Origin of the sequence: Variovorax sp. PDC80, from assembly GCF_900115375.1 — a bacterium.
In the GTDB taxonomy this organism is placed as follows: Bacteria; Pseudomonadota; Gammaproteobacteria; order Burkholderiales; family Burkholderiaceae_C; genus Variovorax.
Genome location: NZ_FOWG01000019.1, coordinates 38,167 through 54,626, shown reverse-complemented (window position 1 = coordinate 54,626; position 16,460 = coordinate 38,167). Strand labels below are relative to the sequence as shown.

Annotated in this window: 15 protein-coding genes; 8 read left to right on the top strand and 7 right to left on the bottom strand. The window is 68.4% G+C overall.

The window, feature by feature from the left end:
- Positions 1–278 precede the first annotated feature (278 nt).
- The 3 genes from BM109_RS37170 to msuE all read right to left on the bottom strand — a co-directional run bounded on the left by BM109_RS37170 (position 279) and on the right by msuE (position 3,009).
- Positions 279–1,304, bottom strand: coding sequence for a methionine synthase (locus BM109_RS37170; protein ID WP_093354589.1), 1,026 nt, complete (start codon positions 1,302–1,304; stop codon positions 279–281).
- A gap of 91 nt (positions 1,305–1,395) precedes the next feature.
- Positions 1,396–2,379: a DUF1852 domain-containing protein gene (locus BM109_RS37165; protein ID WP_093354587.1), complete on the bottom strand. Its 984-nt coding sequence runs from the start codon at positions 2,377–2,379 to the stop codon at positions 1,396–1,398.
- A gap of 48 nt (positions 2,380–2,427) precedes the next feature.
- Complete coding sequence (gene msuE / locus BM109_RS37160) at positions 2,428–3,009, bottom strand: FMN reductase (protein WP_093354584.1); 582 nt, start codon at positions 3,007–3,009, stop codon at positions 2,428–2,430.
- An 89-nt stretch (positions 3,010–3,098) separates the two neighbouring features.
- Between msuE and BM109_RS37155 the strand changes: the two genes are divergently transcribed.
- Complete coding sequence (locus tag BM109_RS37155; RefSeq protein WP_093354582.1) at positions 3,099–4,007, top strand: LysR family transcriptional regulator; 909 nt, start codon at positions 3,099–3,101, stop codon at positions 4,005–4,007.
- 42 nt (positions 4,008–4,049) lie between these two features.
- On the opposite strand, the gene queG is transcribed toward BM109_RS37155, so the two are convergent.
- A complete protein-coding gene (gene queG, locus BM109_RS37150) occupies positions 4,050–5,123 on the bottom strand; it encodes a tRNA epoxyqueuosine(34) reductase QueG (RefSeq protein ID WP_093354800.1) in 1,074 nt (357 codons plus the stop codon).
- Here queG and tsaE point away from each other — a divergent pair.
- The 3 genes from tsaE to BM109_RS37135 all read left to right on the top strand — a co-directional run bounded on the left by tsaE (position 5,109) and on the right by BM109_RS37135 (position 7,651).
- On the top strand, positions 5,109–5,597 hold the full coding sequence (tsaE, locus tag BM109_RS37145; protein WP_093354579.1) for a tRNA (adenosine(37)-N6)-threonylcarbamoyltransferase complex ATPase subunit type 1 TsaE: 489 nt from the start codon (positions 5,109–5,111) through the stop codon (positions 5,595–5,597). The genes queG and tsaE overlap by 15 nt on opposite strands.
- Positions 5,594–7,186 (top strand): N-acetylmuramoyl-L-alanine amidase, encoded by a 1,593-nt coding sequence (locus BM109_RS37140; RefSeq protein ID WP_093354576.1) that lies wholly within the window; start codon positions 5,594–5,596, stop codon positions 7,184–7,186. The genes tsaE and BM109_RS37140 overlap by 4 nt, the downstream gene beginning before the upstream one ends.
- 180 nt (positions 7,187–7,366) lie before the next feature.
- Positions 7,367–7,651, top strand: a complete 285-nt coding sequence (locus BM109_RS37135; protein WP_057597702.1) for a glycine zipper domain-containing protein — start codon at positions 7,367–7,369, stop codon at positions 7,649–7,651.
- Positions 7,652–7,731: 80 nt separating this feature from the next.
- On the opposite strand, the gene BM109_RS37130 is transcribed toward BM109_RS37135, so the two are convergent.
- Positions 7,732–8,394 (bottom strand): DedA family protein, encoded by a 663-nt coding sequence (locus BM109_RS37130; protein ID WP_093354573.1) that lies wholly within the window; start codon positions 8,392–8,394, stop codon positions 7,732–7,734.
- A 46-nt stretch (positions 8,395–8,440) separates the two neighbouring features.
- Here BM109_RS37130 and BM109_RS37125 point away from each other — a divergent pair, with 46 nt between their 5' ends.
- The 3 genes from BM109_RS37125 (at position 8,441) to BM109_RS37115 (ending at position 11,161) form a co-directional block, all read left to right on the top strand.
- Positions 8,441–8,938: a GNAT family N-acetyltransferase gene (locus BM109_RS37125; protein WP_093354571.1), complete on the top strand. Its 498-nt coding sequence runs from the start codon at positions 8,441–8,443 to the stop codon at positions 8,936–8,938.
- A gap of 62 nt (positions 8,939–9,000) precedes the next feature.
- On the top strand, positions 9,001–10,215 hold the full coding sequence (locus tag BM109_RS37120) for a dienelactone hydrolase family protein (protein WP_093354568.1): 1,215 nt from the start codon (positions 9,001–9,003) through the stop codon (positions 10,213–10,215).
- 7 nt (positions 10,216–10,222) lie between these two features.
- Positions 10,223–11,161 carry a LysR family transcriptional regulator gene (locus BM109_RS37115; protein ID WP_093354565.1) on the top strand — a complete coding sequence of 313 codons (939 nt, stop codon included), beginning with the start codon at positions 10,223–10,225 and terminating at the stop codon, positions 11,159–11,161.
- Positions 11,162–11,168: 7 nt separating this feature from the next.
- Here the strand turns inward: BM109_RS37115 and BM109_RS37110 are convergent, their stop codons facing one another.
- Together BM109_RS37110 and BM109_RS37105 are read right to left on the bottom strand one after the other, a co-directional pair.
- Positions 11,169–12,521: an MFS transporter gene (locus tag BM109_RS37110; RefSeq protein WP_093354562.1), complete on the bottom strand. Its 1,353-nt coding sequence runs from the start codon at positions 12,519–12,521 to the stop codon at positions 11,169–11,171.
- Positions 12,522–12,565: 44 nt separating this feature from the next.
- Positions 12,566–14,353: an IlvD/Edd family dehydratase gene (locus tag BM109_RS37105; protein WP_093354560.1), complete on the bottom strand. Its 1,788-nt coding sequence runs from the start codon at positions 14,351–14,353 to the stop codon at positions 12,566–12,568.
- Positions 14,354–14,513: 160 nt separating this feature from the next.
- On the opposite strand from BM109_RS37105, the gene mutL reads away from it, so the two are divergent.
- Complete coding sequence (gene mutL / locus BM109_RS37100; protein WP_093354557.1) at positions 14,514–16,442, top strand: DNA mismatch repair endonuclease MutL; 1,929 nt, start codon at positions 14,514–14,516, stop codon at positions 16,440–16,442.
- The last annotated feature ends 18 nt before the right edge of the window (positions 16,443–16,460 follow it).

The window sequence follows — 16,460 nt, the reverse complement described above, 5'->3', positions numbered from 1 at the left end:
GTCTCGCCCCGGCGGGCGAGTCACTTTCTCTTGTCTCGCCAAGAGAAAGTAACCAAAGAGAAGGCGACCCCGCTGTCTGTGTCCCTCCGCTTCGCTACGGGCAACCTGCGGTGCTCGGAGAAAGCGGGGGTCCGCAGAACTCGCTTCGCTCAGACAGCTGCGGCCCTGATCCCGCTTTCTCCTGCGCTCCTCGGCACAGCCAGAGGGGATGAGGGTCAACGCGCCGTGGCGCGTCCTCGTGTGGGGTGTCGTTGTGTGGCGCGTCCTGCTGTTCGGTGTTACGCCGTGGCTAGCCGCTCCTTGGCCAGCTTGGTGCCTTCTGCGAGGGCTTTGAGCTTGCGCCATGCGACGTCCCTGCCCATCGGGGCCAGGCCGCAGTTCGTGCACGGGAACAGGCGCTCCTTCGGAACGAACTCCAGGGCGCGGCCGATGGTGTCGGCCACTTCCTCGGGGGTCTCGATCGCTTCGCTGGCCACATCGATCACGCCGACCATCACGTCCTTGCCGGCCAACAGGCTCATCAGGTCGGGCGGCACATGGGAGTGGATGCATTCCAGGCTCACCTGATCGATTCGGCTCTTGGCGAGGGCGGGGAACACCAGCTCGTACTGGCGCCATTCTTCGCCCAGGGTGCTCTTCCAGTCCGTGTTGGCCTTGATGCCATAGCCGTAGCAGATATGCACGGCCGTCGTACAGGTCAGGCCCTGCGCCGCGCGCTCTAGCGCCTGCACGCCCCAGTCGGCGGCCTCCTTCATGTAGACATTGAAGGCGGGCTCGTCGAACTGGATGATGTCCACGCCATCGGCCTGCAGCGCCAGGGCCTCCTGGTTGAGCAACTCGGCGAAGGCGAAGGCCATCTTGACCTTGTCGCCGTAGAAACGATCGGCGACGGTGTCGACGATGGTCATCGGGCCCGGCAGGGTGAACTTGAGCTTCTTCTTCGTGTGCGCACGCGCCAGCTGCGCCTCGAAGGCATGCACGCGGCCCTTCAGGCGCAGGGCGGAGACCACCTGCGGCACCATCGCGTCGTAGCGGTTGTCGCGGATGCCCATCTTCACCTTGTGCTCGAAGTCGATGCCCTCGACCTGCTCGAGGAAGCCGTGCACGAAGTGCTGGCGCGATTGCTCGCCGTCGCACACGATGTCCAGGCCCGCGTCCTCCTGGGCCTTGATCCACAGCAGGGTCGCGTCGGCCTTGGCTTGGCGCAGCGCATCGCCTTCGGCCGCCCATTGAGGCCACAGCTTGTTGGTTTCAGCCAGCCAGGCTGGCTTCGGCAGGCTGCCGGCGATGGAGGTTTCGAACATCTGGATTTTCCTTTTCAAGCGAAGACGGGATGGCGAGCGTACTGCGGGGCCTGTCGGGCCGCGCAGCCGCTCGATGGCATGGGGATGGGGGTCAGACAACGCAATCGGCAACCCACTGCGCGAGAACGTTCCTGTAGGGCTTGATGAAATGCTCCTCCGCGAACTTCCCCTGCTTGACCGCCAGCTGGCTGCGTTCTTCCCGGTCGTAGACGATCTGCGTCAACGAGTAGTCCTGGTTCTTCAGGCTCGGGCTGTAGATTGTTCCGGCCGAGGAATTGGCGTTGTAGATCTCGGGGCGATAGATCTTCTGGAAGGTTTCCATCGTGCTGATGGTGCCGATCAGCTCGAGGCTCGTGTAGTCGCCCAGCAGGTCGCCATGGAAGTAGAAAGCCAGGGGCGCCACGCCATTGGGCGGCATGAAGAAGCGAACCTGCATCCCCATCTTGGCGAAGTACTGGTCGGTCGAGGACAGCTCGTTCTGCTGGTACTCGGCACCCAGTACCGGATGCTGGTTTCCGGTCCTTTGATAGGTCTTGCTGGTCGAGGCGCTGATGCAGATGACAGGCGGCTTGCCGAAACGCTCCTTGTAGATGCGCGAGTTGGCGAACTGCTGGAACAGCTTTCCGTGCAGGTCGCCGAAATCCTCCGGCGTGCCGAATTCAGCCCGATGGGCGTTGTATTCCGGAAGCAGCACGCTGAAGTCGTAGTCGCGCACGTAGGAAGAAAAATTGTTCCCCGCGATGCCGTCGATGCGCTTGTTCGTCTTCTTGTCGAGGATGCAGGTCTTCAGTATCTCGATCAGCGGGAACGAGGCATTGCCGCTCTCGGCATCCAGGCTCATCTCCACGGAGATGATCTCGAGCTCGACGGTGTAGCGATCTCCCGTCGGGTTGTCCCAGTGCGCCAGGTCGTTGAAGCGGTTGTCGATCATCCTCAAGGTGTTGCGCAGGTTCTGCTGCCGGCTCGTTCCCCGGGCCAGGTTGGCGAAGTTGGTGGTGATGCGCGTGCTGTCCGATGGCTGGTAGTTCTCATCGAAACGGATGCTCTTGAGGTTGAAGGTGAGTTCTTTGTTCATTGGAATTCAGCGATCTGGTTTTTTTGAGAGAGAAGACGAATTCCGGCTTCAGGCCAGAGCCGCTTCCTCAACCGCGAGGGGAGAGGTGAGGCGCGGCAATTCGAGCAATGGCAAGGCCCGCTGGACCGCCAGCCTCGCCCGCTCGATGAGGGCCTGGCTCCGCAGGCGGTGGTCGACGAAATCGTTGTCGGTCGCGTAGACACCCAGGGGCAATGTGCGCGCCTGAAAGAAGCTGAACAACGGTCGCAGCTGGTGGTCGATCACCAGCGCATGGCGCTCGCTGCCGCCGGTGGCGGCCAACAGCACGGGCTTGTCGATCAGGGCGTCCTGATCGACGAAGTCGAAGAAGTGCTTGAACAGTCCCGTGTACGAGCCGCGATAGACCGGCGTTGCAACCACCAGCACGTCGGCCTGCTCGATCGCCGCCAGTTCTCGCTCCACCGTTTCGGGCAGTTGGGAGCGCCAGACCGCACCGGCGCACTGCGGTGCGAGGGGGCCGAGTTCGATCAGGCGCTGTTCGCAAGGGAACGCGTCGGCGATCAGGTCCAGCAGGTGCTCCGCCAGCGCGGCGGACTTCGATGGGCGTTGCAGTCCGCCGGAAACAGCGACGAGACGGAGTGGACGTGTCATTTCTTCTTTCATCTGGCTGGATGCTAGCCAGGGGAATCGATGACGTAAAATGGTTTTATTTCAACAATCCATGAGCGGGAGTCATGTGAATGCTTGAACGCCTCCACCTCAGCATCGTTCGGCAGGTCGAACAGCAAGGCTCGCTGACGGCCGCCGCGGGCGTGCTGAACCTGACCCAGTCGGCCTTGAGCCACAGCATGAAGAAGCTGGAGCAGCAACTGGGTACCGACATCTGGCTGCGCGAAGGCCGAAGCCTGCGCCTGACGCAGGCCGGCCAGTACCTGCTGGCGGTGGCGAACCGCGTGCTGCCGCAACTGGACCTGGCCGAGGAGCGCCTGGGCCAGTTCGCGCAGGGCGAGCGCGGCGCGCTGCGCATCGGCATGGAATGCCACCCCTGCTACCAGTGGCTGCTCAAGGTGGTGTCACCCTATCTGGCCGCATGGCCCGACGTGGACGTGGACGTGAAGCAGAAATTCCAGTTCGGCGGGATCGGCGCGCTCTTCGGCTACGAGATCGACCTGCTGGTCACGCCCGACCCGCTCTACAAGCCGGGCCTGAAGTTCGAGCCCGTGTTCGACTACGAGCAGGTGCTGGTCGTGGCCAGGGGCCATGCGCTGGCTTCGGCGCCTTACGTGAAGCCCCGGCAACTGACCGAGGAGGTGCTCATCAGCTATCCCGTGGACGTCGAGCGCCTGGACATCTACAACCACTTCCTGTTGCCGGCCGGTGTCACGCCCAAGCGCCACAAGGCCATCGAAACCACCGACATCATGCTGCAGATGGTGGCCAGCGGCCGCGGCGTGGCAGCGCTGCCGCGCTGGCTGGTCGAGGAATACGCGCAGAAGATGGACGTGGTGCCGGTGCGGCTCGGCCCGCGCGGCATCGCCAAGCAGATCTTCCTCGGGGCACGCGAGGCGGACACCGCCATCGACTACGTGCGGGCCTTCATCGAGCTGGCCCGACAGCCTGCCATCGCCGTTGCGCGCGAAGCCGACTGACGGACACCGAGGTCGAGCGCAGCCGGCCAATCTCCAAAAAAACTATTCGGGAGCAACGGCCCCCAAGGCCCACTCCACGTGCTCCCGAACCAGGGCACTGGCGTCGTCCTTGCGGGACACCAGGGCCTCGCGAGCCCCCTCCTCGCCAGCCCTCAGCGCATTCCCCAGGGCCACCGCGATGTTCCGCAGCCACCGCTCGTGGCCGATCCGCCGGATCGGACTCCCCTCGGTCCTGCGCAGGAACTCTTCCTCGGTCCAGGCAAACAACTCGGCCAGGCCGCGCCCCGTCAACCCTTCCCTCGCATCGAAGTCCGGCAACGAACTCTTCTTCGCGAACTTGTTCCACGGACAGATCAGCTGGCAGTCATCGCAGCCATAGATCCGGTTGCCCATCAACGCCCGCAGCTCGATCGGGATCGCTCCCCCATGCTCGATCGTGAGGTAGGAGATGCACCGCCGCGCATCGAGCCGCCGCGGCGCCACGATCGCCTGCGTCGGGCACACGTCGATGCAGGCGCTGCAGCTGCCGCAGTGCGAGCTCACCGGCTCGCTCTCGGGCAGGACCATGTCGACATAGATCTCGCCGAGAAAGAACATCGAGCCCGCGTTGCGATCGAGCACCAGCGTGTGCTTGCCGCGCCAGCCCTGCCCGCTGCGCGAGGCCAGCTCGGCCTCGAGCACCGGCGCCGAATCGGTGAAGGCCCGATGCCCGAAAGGCCCGACCTCCTGCGCGATGCGCTCGGCCAGTTTCGCGAGCCGGTTGCGCAGCACCTTGTGATAGTCGCGGCCGCGCGCATACACCGAGACGATCGCTTCGCCGGGCCGGCGCAGGCGTTCGAACTCGATCGCCTGCCAGTCGGGATCGGTGTCGCGCGGCAGGTAGTCCATGCGCGCGGTGATCACGCTCACGGTGCCGGGCACCAGCTCGGCGGGCCGCGCGCGCCGCGTGCCGTGCGCGGCCATGTAATCCATCTCGCCATGGAACCCATGGGCCAGCCATTGCATCAGACCGTCCTCGGCGCTCGACAGATCGACGCCCGCGATTCCGATTTGGGAGAATCCGAGTTCCCGGGCCAAGGCCTGAATACGCACAACGAGTGGATGGCTGCTGACGATCACTTGCCGATTGTAGAAATGCGCTGGCGCGACGAGGCCGACACCGAGGCCTTCGCTCGCTCGCTCGCGGCCTCCCCCGCCCTGCGCGATGCCTTCGTCGAACTGCGCGGCGACCTCGGGGCCGGCAAGACCACCTTCGTGCGGCACCTGCTGCGCGCGCTCGGCATCACGGGGCGCATCAAGAGCCCGACCTATGCAGTGGTCGAGCCGCACGAGGCGCCCGACGGCCTCGCGATCTTCCACTTCGACTTCTACCGCTTCAGCGATCCGCGCGAATGGGAGGACGCGGGCTTCCGTGACATCTTCGCGGGCCCGGGCCTCAAGCTGGCGGAATGGCCCGAAAACGCGGCGGGGCGCACTCCAATTGCGGACCTAGCTATTAAAATCGAAGCAATGACCGACGACACACGCAGCGTGACACTCCTGGCGAACACACCTCGCGGCGGCGACCTGCTGTCCCACGCCGCCGCATGAAGGCGGGCGGCCTCAAGCGGCGCGTGCTGCTGCAGGGCGGCAGCCTCGCGCTGGTGCTCGGCGTCCATCAGATCGCGCGCGGCGCCAGCATCCTCGCGGTGCGCGTCTGGCCCGCGGCCGACTACACGCGCGTGACCATCGAGTCCGACGTGCGCCTGCATTCGCAGCAGCTCGTGGTCGGCAACCCGCCACGGCTCGCGGTCGACATCGAGGGCATCGACCTCAGCAGCGAGCTGCGCGAGCTGGTCGGCAAGATCAAGCCCGGCGACCCCTACATCAACGGCCTGCGCGTGGGACAGAACGCACCGAAGGTGGTGCGCATCGTGTTCGACCTCAAGCAGACCGTGGCGCCGCAGGTGTTCTCGCTGGCGCCCATCGCCGCCTACAAGCACCGGCTGGTGCTCGACCTCTATCCCGAGAAGGCCATCGACCCGATGGAGGCGCTGATCACCGAGCGCCTGCGCGACGCCCCGCGCACCAGCGGCAGCAACGACACCTCGGTGGCCAGCGCCCCCGCGGTGCCGCCGCCCGCGACGCCACCCTCGGGCCTGGCACCCGATGGCGGCCCGCCGATCCTCGTGCGGCCCTCGCCCAACGTGCCGGCCCCGCGCCCAGCGCCCACGCCGGTCGCGCCGCCCGCGCGCCCGCCCGTCGTCGCGACCGCGCCGCCTCCCGTACAGGATCCGCTGGGCGATCTCATGGCGCAGCAGTCGATGCGGCCCGGCCCCGCGACGCCGCCGCCGGTAGTCGCGGAGAACCGCCCGCTGCCGATGCCGCCGAGCCCGCCCGCGGCCGCGCCCCGCCCCGTGACTCCGCCGCCGCCGGTGGCGGTCGCGCGCGGCGGCGCCACCACCAGCCGCACCGACCGCATCATCATCGTCGCGCTCGATCCCGGCCATGGCGGCGAGGACCCCGGCGCCATCGGCCCGGCCGGCACGCGCGAAAAAGACATCGTGTTGCAGGTCGCGTTCCGCCTGCGCGACCGCATCAACGCCAGCAGCATCAACGGCAACCCGATGCGCGCCTTCCTCACGCGCGATGCCGACTTCTTCGTGCCGCTGGGCGTGCGCGTGCAGAAGGCGCGGCGCGTGCAGGCCGACCTGTTCGTGAGCATCCATGCCGATGCCTTCACCACGCCGGCCGCGCGCGGCGCCAGCGTGTTCGCGCTGAGCCAGAGTGGGGCCTCGAGCAGCGCCGCGCGCTGGCTCGCCAACAAGGAGAACGACGCCGACAAGGTCGGCGGCGTGAACGTCGGCAACCACGAGGCGCAGGTGCAGCGCGCGCTGCTCGACATGAGCACCACCGCGCAGATCAACGACAGCCTCAAGCTCGGCGGCGCGATGCTCGGCGAGATCAAGGGCATCGGCGCGCGGTTGCACAAGGGCCAGGTCGAGCAGGCCGGCTTCGCGGTGCTGAAGGCACCCGACATCCCGAGCGTGCTGGTCGAGACCGCCTTCATCAGCAACCCCGAGGAAGAAGCCAACCTGCGCCGCGTGCAGTACCAGGAAGACCTGGCCGATGCGCTGATGCGCGGCATCCAGCGCTATTTCGCGCAGAACCCGCCGCTGGCGCGCAGCCGGCAGCTCTGAGCGGTCTGCGGGCCCTGTTTTCAGAGGGCGGCGTGGGCAGCGCCGACCCCGCGCAGGCTCCCCTTCCCACGCTGCGGCCCGGCGCCCCGCACAGGCAGGCGCGGCGGGCTCCTACACAGGATGGAACGCCGTTTTGCAGAAGATCACTCCATCGATTTTTTAAACAGAAAGGTGGACATCATGAAAGCACGCATCTGGATTGCCGCTGCGGCGGCCACCTCCGTGATGGCGCTGGCAGGCTGCGCGTCGGGCCCGAACCAGAACCTGGGCACGGGCGTCGGCGCGGTCGGTGGCGCGCTGGTCGGCAATGCGATCGGCGGCAACACCGCCAGCACCGTGGGTGGTGCCGCCATCGGCGGGATCATCGGCAACCAGGTCGGCCGCAATGCCGACGAACGCAACTACTACAACCAGCAGCGCTACCCGCAGGGCAACTACTACCCGCGCAACGGCCCGAACTACTGATCGGCCGGGTGCTTGCCACCCGCACTGCCTGAACGAAAAGAGCGCCCCGCGGGGCGCTCTTTTTTCGTGGGCGGGCGGCCTCAGGCGCCCTGCTGCGCACGCGCCTTCTCGGCCCGCGCCGCGCGCCAGGCGCCGAAGATCGCAAGCAGGCCCGGCACGAAGATCAGTGCCCAGATGATCTTGTCGAGATGCTGGCGCACCAGCGGCAGGTTGCCGAAGAAGTAGCCCGCGGTCGCGATGCCCAGCACCCACAGCAGCGCACCGCCGACGTTGAACATGCTGAACTTGGCGCGGCTCATCTCGGCCACGCCGGCCACGAATGGAGCGAAGGTGCGGATGAAGGGCATGAAGCGCGCCAGCACGATGGTGATGCCGCCGTAGCGTTCGTAGAAGGCATGGGCCTGGTCGAAGGCCTTGCGGTTGAAGAAGCGCGAACTCTCCCACTGGAACACCTTGGGCCCGAAGTAGCGGCCGATGCTGTAGTTGCACTGGTCGCCGAGGATGGCCGCGATCACCAGCAAGGTGCAGGCGATCGGAAAGCTCATCAGCCCCACGCCGCACAGCGCACCCACGATGAACAGCAGCGAATCGCCGGGCAGGAAGGGCATCACCACCACCCCCGTCTCGACGAACACGATCAGGAACAGGAGCGCGTAGACCCAGGGGCCGTAGGCGATGACGAAGGCCTCGAGGTGCTTGTCGACATGCAGGATGAAGTCGACGAGAAAGCTGATGATTTCCATGGGGGCGGATTATCCTTGCAGCGTCCGCCCCCTGATCGAAGACCCCATGCTGCAACTGCGCCTCGCCGAAACCGCCGACTGGCCCGCGATCTGGTCGGTGCTCGAGCCCACCTTCCGCCGCGGCGACACCTACACCTTCGCGACCGACATTCCCGAGGACGAGGCGCGCTCGCTGTGGCTCAATCCGCGCCTGGCCACCTACGTGGCCTGCGACACGCAGGGCGCGGTGCTCGGCACCTACGTGCTCAAGGCCAACCAGCCGGGCCAGGGCGCGCACGTGGCCAACTGCGGCTACGTGGTGTCCGACGCGGCGCGCGGGCTGGGCGTTGCCTCGGCGATGTGCGAGCACTCGCAGCGCGAGGCCGTCGCACGCGGCTTCCTCGCGATGCAGTTCAACTTCGTGGTCTCGGCCAACGCGCCTGCGGTCCATCTCTGGCAGAAGCTGGGCTTCGCCATCGTCGGCACTCTGCCCGGTGCGTTCCGGCATCCGCGGCAAGGTTTCGTCGACGCCTTCGTCATGTACAAGCAGTTGCAGCCGGCCTGAGCCTTCGGGCCCGGGCGCGCGGCATGCAGCGCCACTCACCCACCCCCACCTTGGAGACACCCATGACAGGTCAATACATCCAGCTCGCCGCCAAAGACGGCAGCGGCAGCTTCCGCGGCTACCTCGCCGTGCCGGCCTCGGGCCACGGGCCCGGCCTGGTGATCGCGCAGGAGATCTTCGGCGTGAACAAGACCATGCGCGACGTGGCCGACTACTACGCCGAAGAAGGCTACGTGGCGCTGGTGCCCGACCTGTTCTGGCGCCAGCAGCCCGACGTGGAACTGGGCTACAGCGAGGCCGACTGGCAGCAGGCCTTCAAGTTTTACGGCGGCTTCGACGAGGCCAAGGGCATGCAGGACATCCAGGCCGCGCTCGACGTGCTGCGCGACCGGCCCGAGGTGGTCGAGCGCCAGGCTGGCGTGCTGGGCTTCTGCCTCGGCGGCAAGCTGGCCTACCTCGCGGCCTGCCGCACCGATGCCGACGTGTCGGTGGGCTACTACGGCGTGGGCATCGACGCGGCGCTCGAGGAAGCGAAGAACATCCGCAAGCCGCTGCTGCTGCACGTGGCCGAGCTCGACAAGTTCTGCCCGCCCGAGGCGCGCGAGCGCATCGTGCAGGCGCTCAAGGGCCATCCGAAGGTGGCGCTGCATGTCTATCCGGGCGTGGACCACGCCTTCGCGCGCGCGGGGGGCGACCACTTCCACAAGCCCTCGGCGCTGATGGCGCACGAGCGCAGCATCGCCGCGCTCAAGGCCGCGATCGGCCCGCACTACGACCTCTCGGCGCTGTGGGACAAGCACTGCGAGTACGAGTTCGGCACCCGCAACGTCGACGACACCATGTCGACCATGGTGGCCGAGCCCTACGTCAACCACATCCCGACCATGACCGGCGGCGTGGGCTACAAAAACCTGCACGCCTTCTATACCAACCACTTCGTCAACAGCAATCCGCCCGACACCGCGCTGACCTCGATCTCGCGCACCGTCGGCGCGACGCAGGTGGTCGACGAGCTGTTGTTCTCGTTCACCCACACCACCGAGATCCCGTGGATGCTGCCGGGCGTGGCGCCCACGGGCCGGCGCGTGGAGGTGCCGCTGCTCGCGGTCATCAAGTTCCGCGGCGACAAGCTCTACCACGAGCACATCTACTGGGACCAGGCCAGCGTGCTGGTGCAGGTGGGGCTGCTCGACCCGAAGCTGCTGCCCGTGGCCGGCATCGAGACGGCACGCAAGCTGCTCGACGAGACCCTGCCGTCGAACACGCTGATGCCCTGAACACCGCATGAAGAAGATCGACCCGCGGCTGCTGCAGGCCTTCGTGGCCGTCGCGCGCGAGGGATCGGTGTCCAGGGGCGCGCAGCGCCTCTTCCTCACGCAGCCGGCGGTCAGCCTGCAGCTCAAGGAGCTCGGCGCGCTGGTCGAGCTCGAGCTGTTCCAGCGCACGCCCACCGGCCTGCTGCTGACGCGCGACGGCGCGGCGCTGCTGAACCATGCGGAACACGCGCTCGAGGGCCTCAACGATTTCGCGATCGCCGCCGAGCGCATGAAGGGCGGCGTGCGCGGCGCGCTGCGCATCGGCACCATCCTCGACCCCGAGTTCACGCGCCTGAGCGGCCTGCTCAAGGAACTGGTGACGCTGGCGCCCGAGCTCGAGACCGAGCTGCACCACGGCACCAGCGGCGAGGTGCTGGCCAAGCTGCTGAACAAGGAGGTCGACGTCGGCTTCTACCTCGGCGATCCCGATGCGAGCGACCTGCCGCAGGCCAGCTCGGCCTCGCGCCGCAGCGAGGGCAAGGCCTTCCATTCGACCGTGCTCACGCGCTTCAGCTACCAGGTGATCGGTCCGCCGGGCTGGGGACCGCAGGTGATGGGCCGCGACTGGCCCGACCTGAGCTGCCTGCCCTGGGTGCTGGCACCGGCGACCTCCTCGCACTCGCGGCTGCTGGCGCCGGTGCTGCAGGCACGCGGGCTGGTGCTGAAGAAGGCGGCGCAGGCCGACCAGGAGTCGTCGATGCTGGCGCTGGTGCGCGCGGGCGTGGGCATCTCGCTGGCGCGCGACGCGGTGGCGCTGCGCGCCAGCCAGCGCGACGGGCTGGTGATCGCCGACCAGGTCGGCATCGAGAGCGACCTGCGCTTCGTCTGCCTCGCGGGTGCGCTGCGGCGCCCCGAGGTCGACTGCGCGATGCAGGCGCTCGCGCGCGCCTGGCGGCTGTCGCTCTGAACCGGCCTCAGGCGCGCGGCAGCGCCGAGCCTTCGAGCGCCGCGCCGGGCCGCGAGGCCTCGCGCGGCGCGGCGATCACCGTGCGCCAGCCCCGGGGCATCAGCGTCAGCATCAAGGCCGCGAGCAGCGCCGCGCCGCCCAGCGTGTAGAGGCCGGCGGCCGAGCCGCCGTGGTTCTGTTCGACATAGGTGCGCAGGCTCGGCGCCACGAAGCCGCCGAGGTTGCCGATGGAATTCACCAGCGCGATGCCGGTGGCGATGCCCAGGCCCGAGAGGCGCTCCGACAGGAAAGCATAGAAGATCGGCGTGCCCGACAGGTAGGTCGAGGCACCGATCGACAAGGCCGCGATCGCGAAGATCGGCGAACCATGCGCCGACAGGCAGACGCACACGCCGAACACCGTGTAGAGCGAGGCCACCGTGAGGCGCCGCCGCTCGTGGTGCCGGTCCGACCAGCGCGTGACGAAATAGACGACGAACAGCGCCAGCAGCCACGGGATGCTGGTGACGAAGCCCACCATCAGCCCGATCTTCTGGCCGAGGATCTGCGACACCTGGCTCGGCAGGTAGAAGATCAGGCCGTAGGCCGCGATCTGCACGATGAAGAAGTTCAGCGCGAAGAACATCACCTTCGGGTTGCGCAAGGTCTGCATCACGGTGTGCGGGCTGCCGGCCGCCTTCTGCGCCGCCTCCTGGTCGAGCACGGCCTGCAGCGCATCCTGCTCCGCGGGCGCGAGCCACTTCGCGGCATGCGGCCGGTCGACGATCACGAAGAAGGCCGCGATGCCGACCACCACCGCCATCGCGCCCTCGATCAGGAACATCCACTCCCAGCCCTTGAGCCCGCCGATGCCGTGCATCTCGAGCAGCGCGCCCGAGACCGGCCCGCCGATCACCAGCGCGCCCGCGAAGCCGAACAGCAGGATGCCGTTGGCCTGCGCCCGCACCTTGGCCGGGAACCAGTAGGTCAGCGTGAGCAGCACGCCCGGGTAGAAGCCGGCCTCGGCGATGCCGAGCAGGAAGCGCAGCAGGTAGAAGGAGGTCTCGGTGGTCGCGAACATCATGGCCGAGGCCACCAGGCCCCAGCTCACCATGATCCGGCTGAGCCAGATGCGCGGGCCGACGCGCGTCATGATCACGTTGCTCGGCACCTCGAAGATGGCGTAGCTCACGAAGAAGATGCCGGCGCCGAGCGCGAAGGCGCCGTCGCTGAGGCCGGTGTCGATCTGCAGCGCGTGCTTCGCGAAGCCGACGTTGACGCGGTCGAGGATCGACATGATGTACATGAGGATCAGCATCGGCAGCAGGCGCCAGCGCGCCTTGTGGACGGCGGCGCCGACCAGGGGGCTGTAGGGATTCATCGTTGTTGTCTCCTGAAAAATTCTCGGGATGAAGCACGTTCGGGCTAGTGGTTGCGGCGCGGAATCCCTGCGGTCTGCGCCACGCGCTGGTACTTGACGGCCGGCTTGAGCACCATGCCCTCGGACAGCGTGTCGACCATCGCGCGCTGGATCTCCTGCCACGGCGTCTGGCTCGCGGGGATCGGGTAGCCGCCCGCGGCCTCGAGCTGGCGCGCGCGGGAGCGCAGTTCCTCCTCGTCCACGAGCATGTCGACGCGGCGCGCCTTCAGGTCCACGCGCACGCGGTCGCCGGTGCGCAGCAGCGCCAGGCCCGCGCCCGCCGCGGCCTCGGGCGAGGCATTGAGGATCGAGGGCGAGCCCGAGGTGCCCGACTGCCGGCCGTCGCCGATGCAGGGCAGCGCCGAGACGCCGCTCTTGAGCAGGTGCGCGGGCGCGCGCATGTTCACCACCTCCGACGAGCCCGGGTGCCCGATCGGTCCCACGCCGCGCATGAAGAGGATGCAGGAGGCGTCGATGTCGAGCGCCGGGTCCTCGATGCGGCGCTCGTAGTCCTCGGGGCCGTCGAACACGATGGCGCGGCCGACGAAGGCATCGGGGTCGCCGGGCGCGCTCAGGTAGCGCGCCCTGAACTCGTCCGAGATCACGCTGGTCTTCATGATCGCGCTGTCGAACAGGTTGCCCGACATCACGAGGAAGCCGGCGTTCTGTCGCAGCGGCGCCTCGAAGGGGCGGATCACGTCGGCGTCCTTCACCGGCGCCTGCGCGCAGTTCTGCGCCAGCGTGCGGCCCGTGACCGTGAGCGCGCCCTCGCGGATCAGGCCGTGGCGATGCAGCTCGGCCACCACGGCCGGCACGCCGCCGGCGCGGTAGAACTCCTCGCCCAGGTACTTGCCGGCCGGCTGCATGTCGAGCAGCAGCGGCACGTCGAGCCCCACGCTCTCCCAGTCCTGGATGACCAGGTCCACGCCCGCATGCTTGGCGATCGCGATCAGGTGGATCGGCGCGTTGGTCGAGCCGCCGATCGCCGAGTTGACGACGATCGCGTTCTCGAAGGCCGCGCGCGTGAGGATGTCCGAGGGCTTGAGGTCCTCGCGCACCATCTGCACGATGCGCCGCCCGGTCTCGTAGGCCATCTGCCCGCGCTCGCGGTACGGCGCCGGAATGGCGGCGCAGCCCGGCAGGCTCATGCCCAGCGCCTCGGCCAGCGCGTTCATGGTCGAGGCCGTGCCCATCACGTTGCAGTGGCCGATCGAGGGCACGGTGGAGCCGACCAGGTCGATGTAGCCCGGAAAGTCGATGCTGCCCTTGGCGAACAGCTCGCGCGCCTTGAACAGCGTGGTGCCAGTGCCGGTGCGCTGCCCGTCGTGCCAGCCGTTGAGCATCGGCCCGCCCGACAGCACGATGGCCGGGATGTTCGCGGTGGCCGCGGCCATCAGCGCGGCCGGGGTGGTCTTGTCGCAGCCGGTGGTCAGCACCACGCCGTCGATCGGGTAGCCGGTCAGCGTCTCGACCAGGCCCAGGTAGGCCAGGTTGCGGTCGAGCGCGGCCGTGGGCCGGCGGCCGTTCTCCTGGATCGGGTGCATCGGGAATTCCATCGCGATGCCGCCCATCTCGCGGATGCCGTCGCGCACCCGCTGCGCGAGCTCGCGGTGGTGCCGGTTGCACGGCGTCAGGTCGGAGCCGCTCTGCGCGATCGCGATGATGGGGCGGCCGGACTGCAGCTCCTCGCGCGTCAGGCCGTAGTTGAGGTACCAGGCCAGGTGGAGCACCGAGAGTTCGCTGTGCTCGGGGTTGTCGAACCAGGCGGCGGAACGGAGGGGGCGGGAGGTCATTGGGGGTCTTTCTCGAAGGGCGTTCTCGTGGAGCGGCCGGAGCTTAGGGAGAGCGCCGCGCGAGCGCCAATGAGATCGGTTGCGAGGCCGTATAAGCGCTGCAAATACAGCCGATGCCCCGCCCGCCGGTCCGGTCCGGGCCAGCTTCTAGAATGGTTCGGTGAGCGCCCTTCCCACCTCCTCCCTCCCCCCCGCCGAACGCCGCCCGATCCGCGAACTGCCCGACGAGCTGATCAGCCAGATCGCCGCGGGCGAGGTGGTCGAGCGCCCGGCCTCGGTGGTGCGCGAGCTGCTCGACAACGCGCTCGACGCGGGCGCGACGCAGGTCACGGTGCGGCTGGCGGCCGGCGGCGTGCGGCTGATCTCGATCGAGGACGACGGCCTGGGCATCCCGCGCGAGGAACTCGTGGTGGCGCTGCGGCGCCATGCCACCAGCAAGATCGCGAGCCTCAACGACCTCGAGACGGTCGGCACGATGGGCTTTCGCGGCGAGGCGCTGGCCGCCATCAACGCGATCGCCGAGCTGAGCCTGCAGTCGCGCGCGGTGGGTGCCGACGGCGCCTGGTCGCTCGACGGCCGCACCGGCGAGTTGCGCCCGGTGGCACGTTCGCGCGGCACCACGGTCGAGGTGCGCGAGCTGTTCTTCGCGACCCCGGCGCGGCGCAAGTTCCTCAAGACCGATGCCACCGAGCTCGCCCACTGCATCGAGGCGGTGCGCCGCCATGCGCTGGCACGGCCCGACGTGGGCTTCTCGGTCTGGCACGACGGCAAGCTGGTCGAGCAGTGGCGCGCCAGCGAGCAGCGCGAACAGCGCCTGGGCGATGCGCTCAGCGAGGATTTCGTGGCGCAGAGTGTGGTCGTCGAGCACGTCGGCGGCCCGGTGCGCGTGGTCGGCCGCGCCGGCATTCCCGATGCCGCACGCTCGCGCGCCGACCACCAGTTCTTCTACGTCAACGGCCGCTTCGTGCGCGACAAGGTGCTGTCGCACGCGGTGCGCAGCGCCTACGAGGACGTGCTGCACGGCCAGCGCCAGCCGGTCTATGTGCTCTACCTCGAGATCGACCCCGCGCGCGTCGACGTGAACGTGCACCCGACCAAGATCGAGGTGCGCTTCCGCGACGGCCGTGAGGTGCACCAGGCGGTGCGCCATGCGGTCGAGAACGCGCTGGCCGCGCCGCGCGCCGGCGACGCCACGCAGGCGGCCCAGGCGCAGCAGCCCTTCTTCAAGCCGGTGTCGCCGGTCACGACCGGCTCGTGGTCGCAGCCCGCCATCAATTTCAGGGCCGCCGAGCGCGGCGCCGGCGATTTCGAGGCCATGTGGCCGCGGCGCGCCAGCGAAACCCTGCTGGCGCCCGAAGCCTCGTCGACCCACTGGCCCGTGCTGTCCGACTCCGGCGTCGGCGCGGCGCCCGCCGCCGCCTTCGGCACCCAGGCCCCGGCCGCCCCCTTCCAGGCCCCCGCGGGCCTGGCGGCCGAGCCCCGGACGCTGGCCCACAACGACGAAGCCTGGCCGCTGGGCCGGGCGCTGGCCCAGCTGCAGGGCATCTACATCCTGGCCGAGAACAGCCAGGGCCTGATCGTGGTCGACATGCATGCGGCCCACGAGCGCATCGTCTACGAGCGCCTGAAGACCCAGCTCGACGGCGCCGCCATCTCGAGCCAGCCGCTGCTGATCCCCGCCACCTTCGCCGCCACGCCGCAGGAAGTGGCCACGGCCGAGGCCTGTACCGCCGTGCTCGCCACGCTGGGCCTGGAGATCACGCCCTTCTCGCCGCGCACCTTGGCGGTGCGCGCGGTGCCCGGCACACTGGCCGACGGCGACCCGGTCGAGCTGGCGCGCAGCGTGCTGGCCGAGCTGTCGCAACACGACGCGAGCACCGTGGTGCAGCGGGCCCAGAACGAGCTGCTGTCGACCATGGCCTGCCACGGCGCGGTGCGCGCCAACCGCAAGCTCACGATCGACGAGATGAACGCCCTGTTACGTCAGATGGAGGCGACCGAGCGTTCGGACCAGTGCAACCACGGCCGTCCGACCTGGCGCCAGCTCTCGATCCGGGAGCTCGACGCCCTGTTCATGCGCGGGCGCTGAGCCAAATTCGCACCAAAA

Excerpts from the sequence above, each read along its gene's own strand:
- BM109_RS37170 (WP_093354589.1), bottom strand. The coding sequence starts at position 1,304 with ATGTTCGAAACCTCCATCGCCGGCAGCCTGCCGAAGCCAGCCTGGCTG.
- BM109_RS37155 (WP_093354582.1), top strand. The coding sequence starts at position 3,099 with ATGCTTGAACGCCTCCACCTCAGCATCGTTCGGCAGGTCGAACAGCAA.
- BM109_RS37140 (WP_093354576.1), top strand. The coding sequence starts at position 5,594 with ATGAAGGCGGGCGGCCTCAAGCGGCGCGTGCTGCTGCAGGGCGGCAGC.
- BM109_RS37130 (WP_093354573.1), bottom strand. The coding sequence starts at position 8,394 with ATGGAAATCATCAGCTTTCTCGTCGACTTCATCCTGCATGTCGACAAG.
- tsaE (WP_093354579.1), top strand. The coding sequence starts at position 5,109 with ATGGCTGCTGACGATCACTTGCCGATTGTAGAAATGCGCTGGCGCGAC.
- BM109_RS37110 (WP_093354562.1), bottom strand. The coding sequence starts at position 12,521 with ATGAATCCCTACAGCCCCCTGGTCGGCGCCGCCGTCCACAAGGCGCGC.
- BM109_RS37165 (WP_093354587.1), bottom strand. The coding sequence starts at position 2,379 with ATGAACAAAGAACTCACCTTCAACCTCAAGAGCATCCGTTTCGATGAG.
- BM109_RS37120 (WP_093354568.1), top strand. The coding sequence starts at position 9,001 with ATGACAGGTCAATACATCCAGCTCGCCGCCAAAGACGGCAGCGGCAGC.
- BM109_RS37135 (WP_057597702.1), top strand. The coding sequence starts at position 7,367 with ATGAAAGCACGCATCTGGATTGCCGCTGCGGCGGCCACCTCCGTGATG.
- BM109_RS37125 (WP_093354571.1), top strand. The coding sequence starts at position 8,441 with ATGCTGCAACTGCGCCTCGCCGAAACCGCCGACTGGCCCGCGATCTGG.
- BM109_RS37105 (WP_093354560.1), bottom strand. The coding sequence starts at position 14,353 with ATGACCTCCCGCCCCCTCCGTTCCGCCGCCTGGTTCGACAACCCCGAG.
- BM109_RS37115 (WP_093354565.1), top strand. The coding sequence starts at position 10,223 with ATGAAGAAGATCGACCCGCGGCTGCTGCAGGCCTTCGTGGCCGTCGCG.
- msuE (WP_093354584.1), bottom strand. The coding sequence starts at position 3,009 with ATGACACGTCCACTCCGTCTCGTCGCTGTTTCCGGCGGACTGCAACGC.